A 19,091-nucleotide genomic window follows, 5' to 3' on the forward strand; every position below is an offset into this window, starting at 1 on the left:
GCTGAATCAGGGCCACTGGCGCGCCCCGTCGCATGTACAGGGGGGCGTCAGGGCTTGCTGCGCAGATCCAGGTCGTACAGGGTGTCACCACCCAGACGGAAGATGCGACACGGGGGACGCAGGGCTTGATCGAGCGTCTCGATCTCGGGCAGGGTGATACCGTGCCGCCCGGACCCGATCAGCATCGGTGCGATCGTCAAATGCAGGCGGTCCAGGGCGTCACTGGCGAGGAAACGCGAGACCGTTCGGCCTCCGCCCTCGACGAGCAAACGATGCAGGCCGTGTTCCGCCGCCAGGCGGTCGCGGATCTGCGGCGGGGCAAAGCGCCCGTCCTCATCGGCTGGAATCTCCATGCATTCGACATGGGCGGGCATGTCACACGGACCAAACCCCTCTGCGTGAACAACGAGCGTTTTCACCTCGTCGTGACGGAATACATGCGCAGTCGGATCAATGCGTCCTTCGGGGTCGAGAATCACACGCACCGGATGGGCGCCCTCGGCCTTGCGGACGGTCAGACGGGGATCATCGGCGACCACGGTGCCGGCACCTACCACGACGGCGTCCACCAGCGCGCGCAATCGATGGAGATGCTCGATGTCCTCGGGGCCGGTCACGAACTGGGAATGCCCGGTGTAGGTGGCGATGCGGCCGTCGAGGCTCTGGCCGAGTTGCGCCACGGTGATACTTTCCGACTCGATAATCGGGCCGTACAGTTCCAGCAGGTCGTGTGCGGCCGGGGCGAGGGGGCCGGGCAGGGGGCAGCAGCCCGGATCGGCGCGCTGCGCCAGCAGCCAGCGCCAGGCCTGCTCCTCGGTGACTGGATAGGCCGTCACGCCGGGAATTTCCGGGTTTCGCGACCCTGAGGGCGCACATGCGATAGGCTTGGGGGAAGCTGGGGCGACTGGTCGCGGCCGGACAAGGTGGAATTCGCGTCCTGCGGGCTGGTCATAAGACAAACTCCATTGGGAAGGACCTGATGCACAACGCCGATCGTGGGATTTTCGACCTTCGCCGGGGCCATCCGGTATTGCTGAGCGGTGAACAGTCCAGTGTACTGGTAGCCGCCGTTGAAGGTCTGACCCCGGTGTTGCTGGATCGTCTGACGCACATGACCGGCGGCCGCCCGCGTCTGATTCTAACGCCCCATCGTGCGTCCGCAATGGGTTGGCCGCAACCGCTGGCCGAGGGTTGGGAAGGCGTCGCGCTGGAATTTGCGCCCGGGACCGACCCGGAGGCCCTGTTTACCCTGGCCAGTGCCCCGGAGGCCTCAAACGAGGGGGAACACCCGACCCATGCCCTGGATCAGGCAGACGTGCTTCCGGCTGAGCCGTCGGAAGTGGCGGCGCTGGAGCTGGCCCGTGCCGGGCGCCTGTTGCCGGCCGTCGTGTCTGCCCGGGTCCCCGAGCCGACGCCCGAGGCCATCCGTTCGGCACTGGCAGACGGGATGTTCCTGGATGTGGACGAACACGAGGCACGCGCGGTCGCCCATCACCCGCGGCTGGAACTGGCCTACGTGAGCGAGGCCCCGGTCCCCCTGGCCGATGCTCCGGTAACCCGCTTCATGCTCTTTCGGGAGGGGAACGGGATTCTCGAGCATGTGGCGGTCGTCATTGGCGAGCCCAGCGAGTGGCCGGAAGCGGTTCCAGTACGGTTGCATTCGGCCTGCCTGACAGGCGACTTGTTCGGCAGCCTGCGCTGCGATTGCGGTGATCAGCTGCGGCTTGGCGTGAAGGCCATCAACGAAAGCGGCGGGGGAGTACTGCTTTACCTGGCGCAGGAAGGGCGCGGTATTGGCCTGGCCAACAAGCTGCGCGCCTACACCATGCAAACAGCCGGGCTGGATACCATCGACTCCGATTGCCAGCTGGGCTTCGAGGCCGATGGGCGGCGCTACGACGCGGCCGTGGAGATGCTGGAGTTCCTCGGCATCGATACAGTGCGTGTGCTCACCAACAACCCCGCGAAGATCGAGGCGCTACGCGCCGGGGGTATTCAGGTAGCCGCTCGCGAGCCCGTACACGGGACGCTCAATCCGCACAACCTGCGCTATCTCAGCACCAAGGCGGATCGCGGCGGCCACTGGCTGCAGGAACTGCTGGCCTCGGAAGCGGAGCGGGGCTGACTCGGGCTCCTGCCTGCGAGGGGAGCCAGCGCTATACGTCAGATCAGGTTCAGGTCGCTGCGCGCCCGCACGATCTTGCGCAGGGCAATCAGATAGGCTGCCGTGCGGTAATCCAGTACCGCCCCATTGCTTTCCACCTCGCGGGTCTCGTGCATCTCGCTGAAGGCCTCGCGCATGGTGTCGTCGAGGCCGGAGCGCACCAGGTCGATCTCCTCCGCGCCACGCACGATGGACTCGCGGATCCAGTCAGGGAGCTGGTGGTCCGTGGACATCTCGATCGCGGTGACCAGATGCTGTCCCTGGGACTGGTCGTAGCGCCGTTCGAGACGGCCGAAGCGCATGTGTGCGAGATTGCGCACCCATTCGAAGTACGAGACCACGACCCCGCCGGCGTTGACGAAGACATCGGGCAGGATGGTAATGCCGCGTTCCTGGAGGATCCGGTCGGCCTCGAAGGTCACCGGGCCGTTCGCGGCCTCCGCGATCAGGCGGGCCTGGATGTTGGAGGCGTTCTCGCGATGGATCGCGCCCTCGAGCGCGGCCGGGATCAGGATGTCGCATTCGCGCTCCATGATCCGGTTGCCGTTGCGCTCGAATTCCGCTCCGGCGAAGCCCTCCATGGTCCCGGAGCGGCGTACATAGTCGTTCAGGGCATCGACATCGATGCCATCCTCGCTGTAGACCCCGCCATCACTCTTGATCACGCCGACGATCTTCGCGTGGTCGTCGTTCTGCAGGAAGTGTGCGGCGTGATAGCCGACATTGCCGAAGCCCTGCACGATGATGCGCTGGTCGCCGAGGCCGCCTTCCAGCCCCGCCTCGCGCGCGGCGTTGCCCTCGCGGAAGAAGGCCTGCAGGGCGTACTGCACGCCCCGCCCGGTGGCCTCCAGACGACCGCGCATGCCGCCCAGGTCGATTGGCTTGCCGGTCACGGCTGCGCCATGGTTGACGTCTTCCGGGTGACGGTCGCGATAGGTCTCCATGATCCAGGCCATCTCGCGCTGCGAGGTTCCGACGTCCGGGGCTGGCACGTTCTGCGAGGGACTGATGTAGTCGCGCTGGATCAGTTCGTGGGCGAAACGGCGGGTGATCCGCTCCATCTCCCACTCGTCATATTTGCGCGGGTCGATGCGCAGCCCGCCCTTGGAACCCCCGAACGGGATGTCCACGATCGCGCACTTGTAGGTCATCAGGGCGGCCAGGGCCTCGGCGTGTTCCTGGTCCATGGTGGGGGAGAACCGCAGCCCTCCCTTGGACGGGAGGCGGTGGGCGGAGTGCACGGCACGCCAGCCGGTAAACACCTCGATGCGGTCGCGAAAGCGGATCGGAAAACTTACCTGGATCACCGAGTCACAGGCCTTGATCGCCTCCATCGCACCTTCGGGCAGTTCGAGGAAGTGCATGGCGCGATCGACCATGTGTGAGACACTGTCCAGAAAGGTTTCCGGCGTTTCGTTTTCCGACATGGGCATTTATTCCTTGGCATTCCGGGCGCCACCCGCCGGGCGGGTGGCGCCGTGACTGAATCGTTGCGTATTCCCGATCCACGTTTTTCGGTGGCGCCGATGATGGACTGGACCGACTCCTGGTGTCGGCGTTTCCATCGGCTTCTGACCCGGCGCGCGCTGTTATACACCGAAATGGTACACGCCAACGCGGTGATCCACGGCGATCGCGACCGGCTGCTGGGCCATGTCCCGGCGGAACACCCGCTGGCGCTGCAGCTGGGCGGATCTGATCCCGCCACTCTCGCTCAGGCTGCACGCATCGCGGAAGAACGCGGCTTTGACGAGATCAACCTGAACGTGGGCTGTCCCTCCGACCGCGTGCAGTCGGGCACGTTCGGCGCCTGCCTGATGGCGCAGCCGCAGCGGGTGGCCGAAATGGTGCGTGCGATGCAGGATGCCGTCGCGGTTCCGGTAACGGTCAAGCATCGGATCGGGATCGATGACCAGGATTCGGAGGCCGATCTGCGCGCGTTTGTCGAGACCGTTGCGCGGGGCGGCTGCCGGCATTTCATCGTGCATGCGCGCAAGGCGTGGCTGCAAGGCTTGAGCCCCAGGGACAACCGCGATGTTCCGCCTCTGGACTACGAGCGCGTGTTCCGACTGAAAGCGGAGTTTCCGGAACTGACTATCGTGCTGAATGGCGGTCTGGACGATGTCCGCGCCGCGCGCAGCTATCTCGATCGGGTGGACGGGGTGATGTTCGGGCGGCTGGCCTACCATCAGCCGTGGGTGCTGTCCGAGGTCGACCGGCTGTACTTCGACGTGCCCGGCCAGGTGACGCGCGAGGCCGTGCTGCAGGGTCTGATCGACATGGCGCGCGACATGCACGCCGAGCGGATCCCGCTGGCGCGGCTGACCCGGCATGTGCTGGGGCTGTTTCACGGCGAGCCGGGGGCGCGCCAGTGGCGGCGCATCCTGACCGAGGGTGCACACCGGTCGGATGCTGGCCCGGAGCTAATAGAGCGCGCGGCGGAGCCCTGCCTGCGCGCCTGTGCCTGATTACAGGGGCCTAAGTGTCGGGAACTAAGGTCTGGGTTGGGTCTTCAGCGGGCTCCAGCCAGCCTTCCTCCAGTCCGTCGCGAAGCATCTCGTGAATCGCCGGCCAATGGCGCTCCCACTGCTCCGGATCGAGGGTCTCCGTCGCGCACAGCCGCTCCAGTTCCTCCGGCGAAAGCTCGTGCGCCGAATAGCTGTGGCCGGCGACGCAGAGGACCGGCCCTGCCGGTGTCCCCAGCCAGTGGCGTCGAACGCCCGGGTGAATACGGCACGCCCTCGCTGCGGCGACCGGATCACCGGGTTGCAGTTCGACGTTCGCCGCCGGCCGGCTCAGGAAGCGCCCGAGGAAGGCATCCAGTTCCGTATCGTCGGCGGCGAGCATATCGCGCAGGATACCGCGCAGGCGGGTACGGTCGTGTACCGGGAGTTCGCTTGCGTATGCGGACGCCGGGCGCTGGGGATCGCTGTATCGGGGCTCTTCGCCGACCCGGTTGGCCCGCTCCTCCAGAAATCCGGTCAGCAGGTCGAGATAGGTGGGGGCACGAAAGCCGACCGACCAGGTCATGCACCGGTCATCCAATGACAGGCCGTAGTGAGGCAGGTTGGGGGGCAGGTAGAGCAGGTCGCCCGGTTCGAGCTCCCAGCTCTCGCTTGGATCGAACTCGCGCAGGATCGCCAGAGGCAGGTCGTCGTGGCAGTCCAGCGGCCCGGGTGGCGACTGGATCTGCCAGCGCCGGCGCCCGGCCGCCTGGAACAGAAAGACATCGTAGGCATCGACATGGGGCCCGACCGAGCCTCCGGGTGCCGCGTAGGAGATCATCAGGTCGTCGCGGCGCCAGCGCGGGACAAAGTCGAACTGCGCGAGGAAGTCCCGGCCTTCGGGCCAGAACCGCTCGACGTCGCTGACCAGCAGCGTCCAGGCGCGATCGGGCAGGGAAGCGAAGCGATCTTCTTCGAACGGGCCGTATTCGACCGCCCAGTCGGCTTGGTCGGTCCCGCCGAGCACGAGCCGGGCGCTGGCATCCGGGTCACAGGCGAGCCCGGCCAGATCGTCGGGCTCGATGGGGTTGGCGAAGCCCGATACCGCGCCGCGTACGAGCAGCGGCTTTTGTTGCCAGTAGTCGCGCAGAAACTCCGCCGGTGAGAGCCCGCCCAGCAGCTCCAGGCCCTGATTCGGGTCGTGGGCGGGCACGCCTTACTCGTCGCGAGCCAGCTGGCTGGCGATCCCGGTGTACCGTCCGGGGGTCAACTCGCGCAGGCGCTGTTTGACCTCGTCCGGAATCTCCAGGCCGTCGATGAACTCGGCCAGCGCCTGTGGCGTGATGCGCTGGCCACGGGTCAGGGCCTTCAGCTTTTCGTACGGAGATTCGATCCCGTAGCGGCGCATCACCGTCTGCACCGCCTCGCCAAGCACTTCCCAGTTCTGGTCGAGATCCTCGTCCAGCCGGCCGGGCTCGATCTCCAGCTTGCCCAGACCGCGCTGGAAGGCCTTGTAGGCAATCAGCGACCAGGCGAAGCCCATGCCGATGTTGCGCAGCACGGTGGAGTCCGTCAGGTCACGCTGGAAGCGCGAGACGGGCAGCTTGCTCGCCAGGTGATCGAATACGGCATTGGCGAGCCCGAGGTTGCCCTCGGCGTTCTCGAAGTCGATCGGATTGACCTTGTGGGGCATGGTCGACGATCCGACCTCGCCGGCCACGACCTTCTGCTTGAAGTAGCCCAGCGAGATGTAGCCCCAGATGTCGCGCGAGGCATCCAGCAGGATCGTGTTCAGGCGCATGAAGGCGTGAAACAGCTCGGCCAGGAAGTCGTGCGGCTCGATCTGCGTGGTGTGGGTATTGGGGGCCAGCCCCAGGCTCTCCACCATGCGCCGCGAGAGCGACGGCCAGTCCACCTCCGGGTAGGCCGCGTAGTGGGCATTGAAGTTGCCCACCGCACCGTTGATCTTGCCCAGGCACTCGTTGGCGGCGATTGCGGCGCGCTGCCGTTCCAGACGATGGACCACGTTGGCCAGTTCCTTGCCCATGGTCGTGGGCGAGGCCGGCTGACCGTGGGTCCGGGCCAGCAGGGGCTGATCGGCGAAGCGCCGGGCGAGCTCGCGCAGCGGCTCCAGCACGGCATCGAGCGCCGGCAGCATCACGTGATTGCGAGCCTCGCGGACCATCACCCCGTAGGCGAGGTTGTTGATGTCCTCGGAGGTGCAGGCAAAGTGCACGAACTCGATCTGGCTCTGCAGATCGGACCGGCCGCGCATCTGCTCCTTGATGTAGTACTCGATGGCCTTGACGTCGTGATTGGTCGTGGCCTCGATCTCCTTCACCCGGGCACCGGCGATCTCGTCGAATTCCAGGGCGATCTCGTCCAGGAACGCCTCCGCCTCTGCGGTTAGCGGCGGCACCTCGGGGATAGCGGGCTCGGCGGCCAGGGCCTTGAGCCAGGCAATCTCCACCCGTACCCGAGCCTGCATCAGGCCCTGTTCGGAGAAATAGGGGGCCAGGTCGCGGGTGTGCCGGGCATAGCGGCCATCGACGGGACTGATCGCGGACAGTGGGCTCAGGGACATGGTGTACTCGAGTCGGAATGGATGGGTCCGTCAGGTGCATGGGGATGCGCCCATCGGACGGTCGATTGACGCGGCGCAGTATAATACATCGCCAGGGAGACGCCGATGAGTGCCCACGCCCGCGTTGACGCCCCATTTTCTCGAAACAAGGCACTGCCGTGCGGTGCTGTCGTTGCTCGGGATCAGGCGGCGCAACGGAGGTATCGGGGAAAATGGGGCGTCCACCCATCAAGGGCTCGGCCACTTTTGCGTCCTGCCGGCGTTGCGCCTCGCTTATGTAGCTCGGCTACACTGCGCTCACCGCGCCTTGTCAGAACGCAACAGTGACTCGAGCGCGGACGTGTGAACTCATCAGCGTCTCCCTCGTCCCGATCATTTGGAGGAGTGCATGTCGAAGTCCCCGACCCGCCAGGAGCAGGACAGCCTCGGACCGGTGGAAGTCCCCCGGGATGCCCTCTGGGGTGCCCAGACCCAGCGCGCCATCGACAACTTCCAGATCGCCGGCCGGCCCATGCCCCATGCGTTCATTCGGGCCCTCGCGCTGACCAAGGCGGCCTGCGCGGAGGCCAACCAGGAAGTGGGCCAGCTCCCCGATGCCGTGGCGAACGCGATTGTGGCCGCTGCAGAGGCGGTCGCCGCGGGCGAGCATGCGGACGCCTTCCCGGTCGACGTCTATCAGACCGGCTCGGGCACCAGCACCAACATGAACATGAACGAGGTGCTCGCGCGAATCGCTTCAGGTGGCGGCGAGCCGGTTCATCCGAACGATCATGTGAACCGCTCGCAGAGCTCCAACGACGTGATCCCTACCGCGTTACATGTGTCTGCGGCGCTGGCGCTGGAGCAGGAACTGGTGCCTGCGCTGCGCCACCTGATTGCCACGATTGCCCGGCGCGAGGGCGAGGTCGGGGCGCTGGTCAAGACCGGGCGCACGCACCTGATGGATGCGATGCCCGTGACGCTGGGGCAGGAACTCTCCGGCTGGCGCAGGCAACTGGAACTGGATCTGGATCGCCTGGAGCATACCCGCGCGCGCATTCAGCGTCTGGCCATTGGCGCCACTGCCGTGGGCACCGGCATCAATGCACCCGCCGGCTTCGGCGGGCGTGTGGCAGGGCGCCTGGCCGAGCGAACCGGCCTGTCGTTTGTGCATGAGGGCAATGGCTTCGCGGCGCTGGCCAGTCAGGACAGCGCGGTGGAGCTTTCCGGACAGCTGCGCACGGTTGCCGTCGGGCTCACCAAGATCGCGAACGACCTGCGCTGGATGAACTCGGGCCCCCTGGCGGGGTTGGGCGAGATTGCCCTTCCGGCCCTGCAACCCGGCAGTTCGATTATGCCGGGCAAGGTCAACCCGGTGATCCCGGAGGCGGTGATTATGGCCTCGCAACAGGTGATCGGTCTGGATGCAGCGATCGCGGCCGCCGGCGCCGGGGGTAATTTCCAGCTGAATGTCGGCCTCCCGCTGATTGCCGACAACCTGCTGACCCAGATCGGCCTGCTGGCGCGTGCCTCCAACCATCTGGCGGACCGGGCGATCGCGGGCTTTACGGTGAACGAGGACAATCTGCGTGCTGCGCTGGATCGCAACCCGATCCTGGTGACGGCCCTGAACGCGGAGATCGGCTACGAGTCGGGCGCCCGCATCGCCAAGGAGGCCTATGCCACCGGACGACCGATACTGGAGGTCGCGGCGGAGCACACGGATATCCCGCGCGAGCGGCTGCAAGCACTGCTGGATCCGGCGAAGCTGACGGGCCCGGGCGGTGCCGGCGGATAGGTTTATCCGGCCCGCGGGAGACGCGCCCGGTCCTGCAACAGGGCGTGGAACTCGTTGAATGCCATGGGGTGGGCAAAGAAGTAGCCCTGGGCCTCGTTGCAGCCGAACTCGCGCAGGATCTCGGCCTGGCGTTCAGTTTCAACGCCTTCCGCGATGATGTTCAGGCCCAGCGTATGCGCCATCTGCACGATGGCCTGGACGATCTTCGCATCGCCGTCGCTGCGCTCGAGATCCTGGACGAAGGAACGGTCGATCTTGAGGGTGTCCGCCGGGAGTTTCTTGAGCTGAATCAGCGAAGCATGGCCGGTGCCGAAGTCGTCCACGGCCAGCCGCATGCCGATCTCCCGCAGGCGCTCGAACATGCGGGCGGCACCCTTCGGGTCATCCATGATGGTGGTTTCGGTCAGTTCCAGCTCGATGCACTCGGGGGCAACGTTCGCGGTCTGCAGGATGGCGTGAAAGTCGCCGGCGAGGTCGGGCTGGCGCAGCTGTCGCGCGGAGACGTTGACCGCGATGCGGAAGGCCTGATTCCGGGCCGGAGAGGGCAGGCGCTTCAGATCCCGACAGACCTGGCGGAGCACCCATTCCCCAATCGCCTCGATCAGCGTCATGTCCTCTGCCAACTCGATGAAGTGGCTGGGGGGCAACAGACCGAGTTTCGGATGCTGCCAGCGGATCAGGGCCTCCGCGCCCAGGATGTCACCTGTATACAGGTCGACCTTCGGCTGGTAGTGCAGGACCAGCTGGTCTTGCTCGATGGCGGTCCCCAGTTCCTTTTCCAGTTCGAAATGGCGGAAGGTGCGGGAATTCAGGTCCTGGGTGTAGAAGCGAAAGCCGTTGCGGCCGCGTTGCTTGGCCTCGTACATGGCGGCATCGGCGTTGCTGAGCAGGACATCGGAGTCTTCCCCGTCGTAGGGAAATACGGCGATTCCGCACGACGCGCTGGTCACCACGGGGTGATCGAAGATCGTGCGTTCTACCGCGGTCGTGCGCACGATGTCGGTCACCAGCCGGACACAGCCCTCCAGGCCCTGCAGATCCTCGACCAGGATGCCGAACTCGTCGCCCCCCAGGCGCGACAGGGTTGCGCGCAACGCGCGCCCCGCGCGGTCACGGCCACGTTCCAGCAGTCTGCCCAGGTCCTGTGCGACCTTGCGGATCAGCTCGTCCCCGGCGCGATGCCCCAGCGAGTCGTTCAGGCGCTTGAAGTTGTCCAGGTCCAGCAGGATCAACGCAATGTGATGATCGGTGCCCCGATGGCGATCAATCGCCTGTGAGAGCCGGTCGCTGAACAGCATCCGGTTGGGCAGGTTGGTCAGGGAGTCGTGCGACTGGTGATGGAGCAGTTCGCGCGACTGGTGTTCGGTAATCCGCTGCAAGGCCTTTTGCCGCCGTTCCATCATCTGGAACAGGTCCGCGCTCTCCAGCGCATAGGCCGTGTTGAACAGCACCATGGTCAGCGTCGAGAGGGTCATCTCGTGGCGCTGGAGGTCGTTCTGGCGAAAACGGGCGGCGAACATGCCGCGAATACGGGTTCGGGTCGAGATGACATGGAGCAGCACGCTCTCGCCCTCGAAGTGTGAAGGCAGGCAGACAGGATGATTCTGGTGCAACGCCCAGGAGAAGGTGCCTTCCCGAATCAGGTCCTCGACCGCATCCGCGAGATCGTATGCATCCTTTTGAGGGTGCTGCTGATAGGCGAGATCAAACGAAGACTCGCCGTCGAGGATGTAGACCGCCATGTCGCGGGCCGGCAGCAGACGTCGGATGGATTCCAGACTGCTCTGGATGATCAGGTCCGGGCTGCGATTGCGGTCGGTGTCGCCAAAGATCGCGGTGGTCGAGGCGAGCACGTCCATCGCGTAGGCGTTTGCCTCCAGCGCTTCCTCGAGGAAGCGGATGCGCTCGTGCAGCGCATTGACCTCGTCAGGCGTCTTGTAGGAAGGGCTCATGCCGGGTCGTCCTTTACCTGCGTCCGTGCGCTCATCCGTCCCTCGTCAGTCCAGCAGGATCGCCTGCATCTGTCCGAGCTGCTTCCGGGCATCGCCGATCACGGCTTCGTAGGTCTCGATCTCAAGGCCGATGCGGTCAAAGGTCTCCGCCTCCACGGGCGGGACGAAGCGTTCGCCCGACGACCCCAGTCGAAAGGCGTTGGCGATGCTGTCGGCTACATGGACGATCGCGGTCTCGACCGGGAAGGCCTGTGCTTCGGTCGGCGCATGGTGGAAACGGGTGGCCTCCACCTGTGCCGGTGACATGCCCCATTGCTCCATCAGCTCCGCGCCAATGGCCGCATGGTCGAAGCCGAGAAACTCCGTCTCCGCCTCGAACAGCAGGATGCGCTCCCGCTCGCGGATGTTGATCAGCTCCTCGGTGCGACTGGACAGATGCAGGAACATCAGCAAGCGCCCGAGGTCGTGCATGATCCCGTAGAGATAAAGTCGTTCGATGTTGGCCTCGCGCCGGAACCGCGCGATTGAACGGCTCAGCACGCCGACGGCGAGGCTGTGACGCCAGAAGGACTCCATGTCCACGCCGATCACCGGAACACCGCGAAAGTGTTCGATCACGACCGTCGACATCACGATCTGCCGCATCTGTTGCAGGCCGATGATGGAGACCGCCCGGTGCAGGGTGTCGATCGGCTCCGGGAAGCCATAGAGCGAGGAGTTGGCCACCTTGAGTGTCTTGGCTGCGATCGTGGGGTCCAGCTCCACGGCCTCGGTGATGGCCGCGACATTGGCTGTCGGGTCGCTGAGGCGCGTAAAGATGGTGTTGTAGCTTCCGGAGAAGCTGCACAGGGCATCGTCCGCGGCGAGAAAATCGTCGACCGTCATGCCTGTTCGCTCCGCCTTCTCGGTGCGTAGCGGCACAGCTCGTCCAGCAGGGCCTGCCGCGCCAGGCGGTAGATGCCGGACATGGGGTGCTCGTCCACCGTGCAGTGCTGAAAGCGCTCGGCAAGGATCTCGTCGGCGCGGGCCTCTATCTCGGGGGTGGGTTCGGCGGCAGGGGGTTCTTCGTTGTCCTGCGGGGCCGACATCGGTGCGTCGTCGGCACCCTCCTCGAGCACCTCGACGGCCGTGATCCCCCAGGACAGCAGTACTCGAATCTGCTTGTCCTGGAGAACCATGCCAGCGGGGACCAGAAGCCGGCCGGAGCGGTCATGGACCGCAGCCGCCAGCGTATGGCCGGACCTCACGTCCTCTATGGGTACCCGCCGCGTCATGCTGTGACCTTAGTCTCATTGTGCCAGTTGGCGCAACACATAGGGCAGGATGCCCCCGTGGCGGTAGTAGTCGATCTCCTGCGGGGTATCCAGCCGCACACGGACGTTGAAGGTCGTGCGCTCGCCGTCATCGGCCACGGCGGTGACGGTGGCCTCGCGGGCCTCGCCGTTGTTCACGCCGGTGATCGAGAACGTCTCGCGACCGGTCAGACCCAGGCTGGCCGCGTTGTCGCCCGGCAGGAACTGCAGCGGCAGCACACCCATGCCCACCAGGTTGGAGCGGTGGATTCGCTCGAAGCTCTCCACGATCACGGCCTTCACGCCCAGCAGCAGCGTGCCCTTGGCCGCCCAGTCGCGCGAAGAGCCGGTGCCGTATTCCTGCCCGGCGATCACGATCAGGGGCGTGTCTTCCTCCTTGTACTGCATGGCCGCGTCATAGATGGACATCGGCTCGCCATCCGGCAGGTGGACCGTGACGCCGCCCTGGGTGCCGGGGGCCAGCAGGTTGCGCAGGCGCACATTGGCAAAGGTCCCGCGCATCATCACCTCGTGGTTGCCCCTCCGCGAGCCATAGGAGTTGAAGTCCGCGGGCTTCACGCCCTGTTCCTCGAGGTAGCGTCCGGCCGGGCTGTCCTTGGCGATGGAGCCGGCCGGCGAGATGTGGTCGGTGGTCACCGAGTCGCCCAGCAGCGCCAGTACCCGGGCACCATCGATATCGGTTACCGGCTTGGGCGTCATGCCCATCCCCACGAAGTAGGGCGGGTTGCGCACGTAGGTGGAGTCGTCCTGCCACTCGAAGCGGTCCCCAGTGGGGGCCTCGAGATTGCGCCAGCGATCCTCGCCGGTGTACAGGTCGCCGTAGGCGGTGGTAAAGCTCTGGGCATCGACATGCGCCTGGACGGCCTGGTTGACCTCTTCGGTGGTCGGCCAGACGTCCTTCAGGAACACGGGGCTGCCCTGGGCGTCCTCGCCGATGGGGTCGTTGTACAGATCCAGCGTGCTGCGCCCGGCCAGCGCATAGGCCACCACCAGCGGTGGCGAGGCGAGGAAGTTCATCTGCACCTCGGAATGGATCCGCCCCTCGAAGTTGCGGTTGCCGGAGAGCACGGAACTGACGATCAGGTCGTCCTTGATGATGGCCTCGCTGATCGGCTCGGGCAGGGGCCCGGAGTTGCCGATGCAGGTCGTGCAGCCATAACCGACCACGTGGAAGCCGAGCGCCTCGAGATCCTCGAGCAGCCCGGCCTTTTGCAGATAGTCGGTCACCACTCTGGAGCCGGGGGCCAGTGATGTCTTCACCCAGGGCTTGACCTGCAGGCCGCGTTCGCGGGCCTTGCGGGCGACCAGGCCGGCCCCCAGCATGACCGACGGGTTCGAGGTGTTGGTGCAGGAGGTGATGGCTGCGATCACGATGTCGCCGTGGTCGAGGGTGAAGCTCTCGCCGTTCATCTCGATGGCCGTGTGATGCGGCTCTTCCGCCTGGTGCTCCACACCGACCGCGGTATGACCACCCTCCGCGGCGAAGCGCTCGGCCTCCTCGGGTTCGTCCGCGCCGCTGTCGCGCTCCTTGAGCATGGTGTCCAGGTGGCGGGTGATCTCGGCTCCGGCCTGGCTCAGGGCGATGCGGTCCTGCGGGCGCTTGGGCCCGGCCAGGCTGGGTTCGACGGTGGACAGGTCGAGCTCCAGCATGTCGGTGTAGCGCGCCACCGGGGCATTGTCGTTGCGCCACAGGCCCTGGGCCCTGGCGTAGGCCTCGATGAACTCGATATGGCCCGCCTCGCGGCCGGTCAGGCGCAGGTACTCCAGGGTCTCGTCGTCGATCGGGAAGATGCCGCAGGTCGCGCCATATTCCGGCGCCATGTTGGCGATGGTCGCGCGGTCGGCCAGCGGCAGATCCGCCAAGCCGTCGCCGAAGAACTCGACGAACTTCCCGACCACACCCTTCTTGCGCAGCATCTCGACGATCACCAGCACGAGGTCGGTCGCGGTCGCGCCTTCGGCCAGACGACCGGTCAGGCGGAAGCCCACGACCTGCGGGATCAGCATGGAGATCGGCTGGCCGAGCATCGCGGCCTCGGCCTCGATGCCGCCGACGCCCCAGCCCAGCACCCCCAGGCCATTGATCATCGTGGTGTGGGAGTCGGTGCCCACCAGGGTGTCGGGGTAGGCGAGGCAGCTGCCATCGGCGCGGTCCTCGACAAACACAGTGCGGGCCAGGTGCTCCAGATTGACCTGGTGCACGATCCCGGTATCCGGCGGCACCACCTTGAAGGTATCGAACGCCTGCTGGCCCCACTTCAGGAAGCTGTAGCGCTCGCGGTTGCGCGAGTATTCCAGCTCTGCGTTCAGGTTCATCGCATTCGCATTGCCGTACTCGTCGACCTGCACCGAGTGGTCGATCACCAGCTCGGCCGGCTGCAGAGGCGTGATCTTCTTGGGATCGCCGCCGAGGGCCTCCATCGCGTCGCGCATCGCCGCCAGATCGACGACCGCGGGCACGCCAGTGAAGTCCTGCAGCAGTACGCGGGCCGGGCGGAAGGCGATCTCCTGCGTGGGCTCGGCCTTCGGATCCCAGTCCAGCAGGGCCTCGATATCGGCGCGCCTGACCGTGCGCTCGTCCTCGAAGCGCATCAGGTTCTCGAGCAGGATCTTCAGCGCGTAGGGCAGGTCCCGGGCGCGCGGGTCATCGGTGATCGGAACGTACCGGCACTCGCGGCCGCCGGCAGAGAGGTTTTCGGTCTTTTTCGGTTCTGCGTGGCTCATGATGCGCTATCCGCTGTCAGGTGTTCAGTCGTTGAAGGATGTGGTCCGCTTGGCGAATCAGTCGTTTGCGGCCCAGAAGGAGTTTCCAGCGAGATCCACCCGCCTGGCGCCAGAGCACGGCGGCACGGATGCCGGCCAGCAGCAGGGCGCGAACGCGCGCGGCGATCTCGGGATTGGAAAGATGATTCTGTTCGCCCTGGACGACGATACGCGGACCCAGCTCGGAGATGGTCTCCTTGTAGATCTCGGCCAGGCGCGCGATCACGCTCTCGTGCGTGATGGTGAAATAGTCCACCTGCCGTTGGGCACCCTGCAGCCCGTCGCCCAGTTTCTGCAGCATGTCCGGGCGTTTTTGCAGCTTGCGTTCCAGAAAGATCAGGCCCACCGCGTAGCGTGTGATCTCCATATCCGGTGGTTTGCCGCCATTTTGCAGCTGGCTGTGCACCCGCTCCAGGCCCGGGCGCAGGCTGCTGGCGCCGCGGTAGACATCCTCGGGCGTCTCCGCGTCGAACGCGAACAGGCTGCCGATCAGGATCTCGAATTCGTATTCGTCGCAGCTGCCGCGCCAGGCCAGGTCCTTGACCAGGCTGGCGCATTGGAAGAGGGCGGCCAGCGCCAACGTGCGGTTGTGGTCGTTACGGTCCAAGCCGGAGGGCTCCCGGAACAGGCGTGAGTGGGTGGCTGCGTAAAACGCGCCTACTATACCGGAACCGAGGCTTCTGACTCACTGGCCAGTGTGCGGCGGCTGGCAATCACGGCCCCGCCCAGACAGACGTCACCGTCATAAAAAACCGCCGACTGGCCGGGTGTGGCCGCACGCTGAGGGGTCTCGAAGCGAACACGTAGCCGACCCCCATCCATGGATTCCAGCCGGCAGGTTTGCAAGGGCTGGCGATGACGCAGGCGCAGCATCAACGGCTGTCCCGGCTCAGGCGGCCGGTGAATCCAGTGCGCGGTCTCCGTCTCGACCGCGGGACTCATCAGCAGCGGATGCTGCGGGTCCTGCGCGACGACAAGCCGATTGCCCCCCAGATCCTTGTCCACGACATACCAGGGGGCCTCGGGAAACCCGTCGATCCCGCCGATGCCGAGCCCCTGGCGCTGGCCCAGGGTGTAGAACATCAGGCCCTGGTGGTGCCCCACGACCCGACCTTCCGGCGTGCACATCTCGCCCTCCGGCGCGCGCAGGTACTGCGCCAGGAAGTCGCGGAAGCGGCGTTCACCGATAAAGCAGATGCCGGTGGAGTCCTTGCGGGCATGGTTGGGCAGCCCCAGCTCGCGGGCGCGCTCGCGCACCCTTTCCTTGGGGATGTCGCCGAGCGGGAACAGCGCGGGGCGCAGCTGCTCCTGCGTCAGGGTGTGCAGGAAATAGGTCTGATCCTTGTTGGCATCCGCGGCCATGCACAGCTCGCTGTGGTCGGGGCGGTGGCGCACACGGGCGTAGTGGCCGGTCGCGATCCATTGCGCGCCCAGTTGGCGGGCGTGATCCAGGAATGAACGGAACTTGATCTCGCGGTTGCACAGGATGTCCGGATTCGGCGTCCGGCCGGCCTCGTATTCGTGCAGGAAGTGGCGGAACACCCGCTGGCGATAGTCCTCGGCGAAGTTCGCCTTGTGCAGGGGGATCTCGAGACAGTCCGCGACCTCGCGGGCCATCTCGTAGTCGGCCTCGGCCGCGCAGTATTCCGCGTCGTCGTCATCCTCCCAGTTCTTCATGAACAGGCCTTCCACGCGATAGCCGGCCTCCAGCAGGCGGCTGGCCGCCACGGCCGAATCCACCCCGCCCGACAGGCCCACGATCACCCGCTCGGGACCGCTCACGGCCCCTCCGCATGAACCAGTGAGCCGGCCGCGGCGAGCGGAAGGCGTACGCCATCCTGATAACGGCGGATGGTGCGCAGGACCAGCGGGCTGCGCAGCGGCCAGCCGCGACGCGCCTCGTCCGGTGTCAGCCAGTGGAGCGCATGGATGGCGGGATCGCGGGCCGGCGGGTGGCTCGGTTCGCTCGCCGTGCCGCAGAATGCGACGCGCAGCGTCACCGCGCCATTGGCGAGCGCGAGCAGGTCGCAGCCAAGCAGGGCCTCCGGCTGGAAGTCCAGACAGGTCTCCTCGCGGACCTCGCGGATCACCGCTTCCACCAGGTGCTCCTCGGCATCGAGATGGCCGGCCGGCTGGTTCAGTACATGGCGTCCGTCATCGGTCTCCTCGACGAACAGGAAGCGCCCGTCCCGCTCGATGACGGCGGCGACGGTGATATGGCAGGGCAGGCGTTCGGTCATGCCGCGAATGATAACGCAGCGGCCCGTCTTGCTGGCGTTCTCGAGACCACGTTCCCCTCGGCGGGGGCGGATGGGTATGTATAATCCGGGAGAACGATTTCAATTCTTGCGCACAAGGAGTTTGCATGGCCTACCAGCACATTCAGGTCCCGGAAAAGGGCGAACGCATCACCGTCGACGAGCAGGGCAAGCTGGTGGTGCCAGAACGCCCGATCATCCCCTTTATCGAGGGGGACGGGATCGGTGTGGACATCACGCCGGTGATGCGCCGGGTGACCGATGCGGCCGTGGAAAAGGCCTACGGTGGCCAGAAGGCGATCGAATGGATGGAGGTCTACGCGGGCGAGAAGGCCACGCAGGTCTACGACGACGACTCCGGGTTGCCGGATGAGACTCTGCAGGCGGTCAAGGACTACAGCGTGTCCATCAAGGGCCCGCTGACCACGCCGGTGGGGGGTGGTTTTCGCTCCCTGAATGTCGCGCTGCGCCAGAAGCTGGACCTGTTCGTCTGCCTGCGCCCGGTGCGCTACTACGACGGCACCCCGAGCCCGCTGAAGGAGCCGGAAAAGACCGACATGGTGATCTTCCGCGAGAACTCGGAGGACATCTACGCCGGCATCGAGTTCGAAGCGGGCACGCCGGAGGTGAAGAAGGTCATCGACTTCCTGCAGAACGAGATGGGCGTAACCCAGATCCGCTTCCCGGATACCGCCGGCATCGGCGTCAAGCCGGTCTCCAGCGAGGGCACCAAGCGCCTGGTGCGCAAGGCGATCGAGTACGCGATCGACAACGATCGCCCCTCGGTGACGCTGGTGCACAAAGGCAACATCATGAAATTCACCGAGGGTTCCTTCAAGGCCTGGGGCTACGAGCTGGCGCGCGAGGAGTTCGGTGCGAAAGACCTGGACGGCGGGCCGTGGCAGACCTTCAAGAACCCGAAGACCGGTCGCGACATCGTGATCAAGGACGTGATCGCGGATGCCTTCCTGCAGCAGATTCTGCTGCGCCCGGAGGACTACTCGGTGATCGCCACGCTGAATCTCAACGGCGACTACATCTCCGATGCACTGGCCGCCCAGGTCGGGGGCATCGGGATCGCCCCCGGCGCCAACCTGTCCGACACCACGGCGATGTTCGAGGCGACCCACGGGACCGCCCCGAAATACGCCGGTCAGGACAAGGTCAACCCGGGCTCGCTGATCCTGTCGGCCGAGATGATGCTGCGCCACCTCGGCTGGTCCGAGGCCGCCGATCTGGTGGTGAAGGGCATGGGCGGCGCGATCAGTGCCGGCGAGGTGACCTATGACTTCGCCCGCTTGATGGACAACGTCGAGCCGGTGAGCTGCTCGGCCTTTGGCGAGGCCCTGATCAAGCACATGTAGTGACTGAGGGTGCGGGCACTTGGCCCGGGCCCGGAACCGAACGACCATGAACATAGCCTAAGGACACAGGGAGACATTGGATCAGTGTTTCCCTGGATGGCCGAACTGGCATGACCAACCGCTGAAAGCGTGAGTTCGACCGATGAGTGAGAAAAAGCCCCAGATCCCCGATCATGACAGCAATACCGCCGTCGAAGAATCGAGGCCGGAGCTCAAGCCACCGCGGCAGTACAAGGTGGTGTTGCTCAACGACGACTTCACGCCTATGGAGTTCGTGGTCGAGGTGCTGGAGACCTTCTTCAGTATGGATCGCGAAAAGGCCACCCAGGTGATGCTGCACGTGCACACGCGCGGCAAGGGAGTATGCGGCATCTATACCCGGGATGTGGCCGAGACGAAGGTGGCACAGGTGAACGATTACGCCCGTAGCCACCAGCATCCACTGCTTTGCTCGATGGAGGAGGTCTGACTC

Annotated in this window: 16 protein-coding genes; 5 read left to right on the forward strand and 11 right to left on the reverse strand. The window is 65.7% G+C overall.

The annotated features are described in order from the left end of the window. Window positions 1–47 precede the first annotated feature (47 nt). Complete coding sequence (locus tag G372_RS0109205; protein WP_018864268.1) at window positions 48–836, reverse strand: RibD family protein; 789 nt, start codon at window positions 834–836, stop codon at window positions 48–50. A 143-nt stretch (window positions 837–979) separates the two neighbouring features. Here G372_RS0109205 and ribA point away from each other — a divergent pair, with 143 nt between their 5' ends. After that, window positions 980–2,125: a GTP cyclohydrolase II RibA gene (gene ribA / locus G372_RS0109210; RefSeq protein ID WP_018864269.1), complete on the forward strand. Its 1,146-nt coding sequence runs from the start codon at window positions 980–982 to the stop codon at window positions 2,123–2,125. Between the two features lie 38 nt (window positions 2,126–2,163). Here ribA and G372_RS0109215 read toward each other — a convergent pair whose 3' ends face one another. Continuing rightward, window positions 2,164–3,591 carry a Glu/Leu/Phe/Val family dehydrogenase gene (locus G372_RS0109215; RefSeq protein ID WP_019624204.1) on the reverse strand — a complete coding sequence of 476 codons (1,428 nt, stop codon included), beginning with the start codon at window positions 3,589–3,591 and terminating at the stop codon, window positions 2,164–2,166. 99 nt (window positions 3,592–3,690) lie between these two features. Between G372_RS0109215 and dusA the strand changes: the two genes are divergently transcribed. Beyond that, the gene (gene dusA, locus G372_RS0109220; protein WP_019624205.1) at window positions 3,691–4,632 is read left to right on the forward strand and encodes a tRNA dihydrouridine(20/20a) synthase DusA; all 942 of its coding nucleotides are present in this window, start codon (window positions 3,691–3,693) and stop codon (window positions 4,630–4,632) included. A 10-nt stretch (window positions 4,633–4,642) separates the two neighbouring features. Here the strand turns inward: dusA and G372_RS0109225 are convergent, their stop codons facing one another. Both G372_RS0109225 and purB read right to left on the reverse strand, forming a co-directional pair. Continuing rightward, window positions 4,643–5,821 carry a cupin domain-containing protein gene (locus G372_RS0109225; RefSeq protein ID WP_018864272.1) on the reverse strand — a complete coding sequence of 393 codons (1,179 nt, stop codon included), beginning with the start codon at window positions 5,819–5,821 and terminating at the stop codon, window positions 4,643–4,645. Between the two features lie 3 nt (window positions 5,822–5,824). Continuing rightward, entirely contained in the window at window positions 5,825–7,192 is a 1,368-nt protein-coding gene (gene purB / locus G372_RS0109230; protein WP_019624206.1) for an adenylosuccinate lyase, read from the reverse strand. 388 nt (window positions 7,193–7,580) lie between these two features. On the opposite strand from purB, the gene G372_RS0109235 reads away from it, so the two are divergent. Then, window positions 7,581–8,969, forward strand: coding sequence for a class II fumarate hydratase (locus tag G372_RS0109235; RefSeq protein ID WP_019624207.1), 1,389 nt, complete (start codon window positions 7,581–7,583; stop codon window positions 8,967–8,969). Window positions 8,970–8,971: 2 nt separating this feature from the next. Here G372_RS0109235 and G372_RS0109240 read toward each other — a convergent pair whose 3' ends face one another. The 7 genes from G372_RS0109240 to G372_RS0109270 are packed head-to-tail and all read right to left on the reverse strand — an operon-like array spanning window position 8,972 to window position 17,237. After that, window positions 8,972–10,921, reverse strand: a complete 1,950-nt coding sequence (locus G372_RS0109240) for a putative bifunctional diguanylate cyclase/phosphodiesterase (RefSeq protein WP_019624208.1) — start codon at window positions 10,919–10,921, stop codon at window positions 8,972–8,974. Between the two features lie 45 nt (window positions 10,922–10,966). Further along, window positions 10,967–11,806 (reverse strand): HDOD domain-containing protein, encoded by an 840-nt coding sequence (locus G372_RS0109245; protein ID WP_018864276.1) that lies wholly within the window; start codon window positions 11,804–11,806, stop codon window positions 10,967–10,969. Then, window positions 11,803–12,195 (reverse strand): hypothetical protein, encoded by a 393-nt coding sequence (locus tag G372_RS0109250; protein ID WP_019624209.1) that lies wholly within the window; start codon window positions 12,193–12,195, stop codon window positions 11,803–11,805. Before G372_RS0109250 ends, G372_RS0109245 begins: the two co-directional genes overlap by 4 nt. A 15-nt stretch (window positions 12,196–12,210) precedes the next feature. Next, complete coding sequence (acnA, locus tag G372_RS0109255) at window positions 12,211–14,958, reverse strand: aconitate hydratase AcnA (protein ID WP_019624210.1); 2,748 nt, start codon at window positions 14,956–14,958, stop codon at window positions 12,211–12,213. 16 nt (window positions 14,959–14,974) lie between these two features. Further along, the gene (hflD, locus tag G372_RS0109260; RefSeq protein ID WP_018864279.1) at window positions 14,975–15,604 is read right to left on the reverse strand and encodes a high frequency lysogenization protein HflD; all 630 of its coding nucleotides are present in this window, start codon (window positions 15,602–15,604) and stop codon (window positions 14,975–14,977) included. Between the two features lie 53 nt (window positions 15,605–15,657). After that, window positions 15,658–16,779 (reverse strand): tRNA 2-thiouridine(34) synthase MnmA, encoded by a 1,122-nt coding sequence (mnmA, locus tag G372_RS0109265; RefSeq protein ID WP_018864280.1) that lies wholly within the window; start codon window positions 16,777–16,779, stop codon window positions 15,658–15,660. Then, a complete protein-coding gene (locus G372_RS0109270; RefSeq protein WP_019624211.1) occupies window positions 16,776–17,237 on the reverse strand; it encodes an NUDIX hydrolase in 462 nt (153 codons plus the stop codon). Before G372_RS0109270 ends, mnmA begins: the two co-directional genes overlap by 4 nt. 125 nt (window positions 17,238–17,362) lie before the next feature. Here G372_RS0109270 and icd point away from each other — a divergent pair, with 125 nt between their 5' ends. Both icd and clpS read left to right on the forward strand, forming a co-directional pair. After that, a complete protein-coding gene (gene icd / locus G372_RS0109275; RefSeq protein WP_019624212.1) occupies window positions 17,363–18,619 on the forward strand; it encodes an NADP-dependent isocitrate dehydrogenase in 1,257 nt (418 codons plus the stop codon). Window positions 18,620–18,761: 142 nt separating this feature from the next. Continuing rightward, entirely contained in the window at window positions 18,762–19,088 is a 327-nt protein-coding gene (gene clpS / locus G372_RS0109280; protein WP_018139417.1) for an ATP-dependent Clp protease adapter ClpS, read from the forward strand. Window positions 19,089–19,091: the final 3 nt, after the last annotated feature.

This window comes from Thioalkalivibrio thiocyanoxidans ARh2 (genome assembly GCF_000385215.1).
In the GTDB taxonomy this organism is placed as follows: domain Bacteria; phylum Pseudomonadota; class Gammaproteobacteria; order Ectothiorhodospirales; family Ectothiorhodospiraceae; genus Thioalkalivibrio; species Thioalkalivibrio thiocyanoxidans.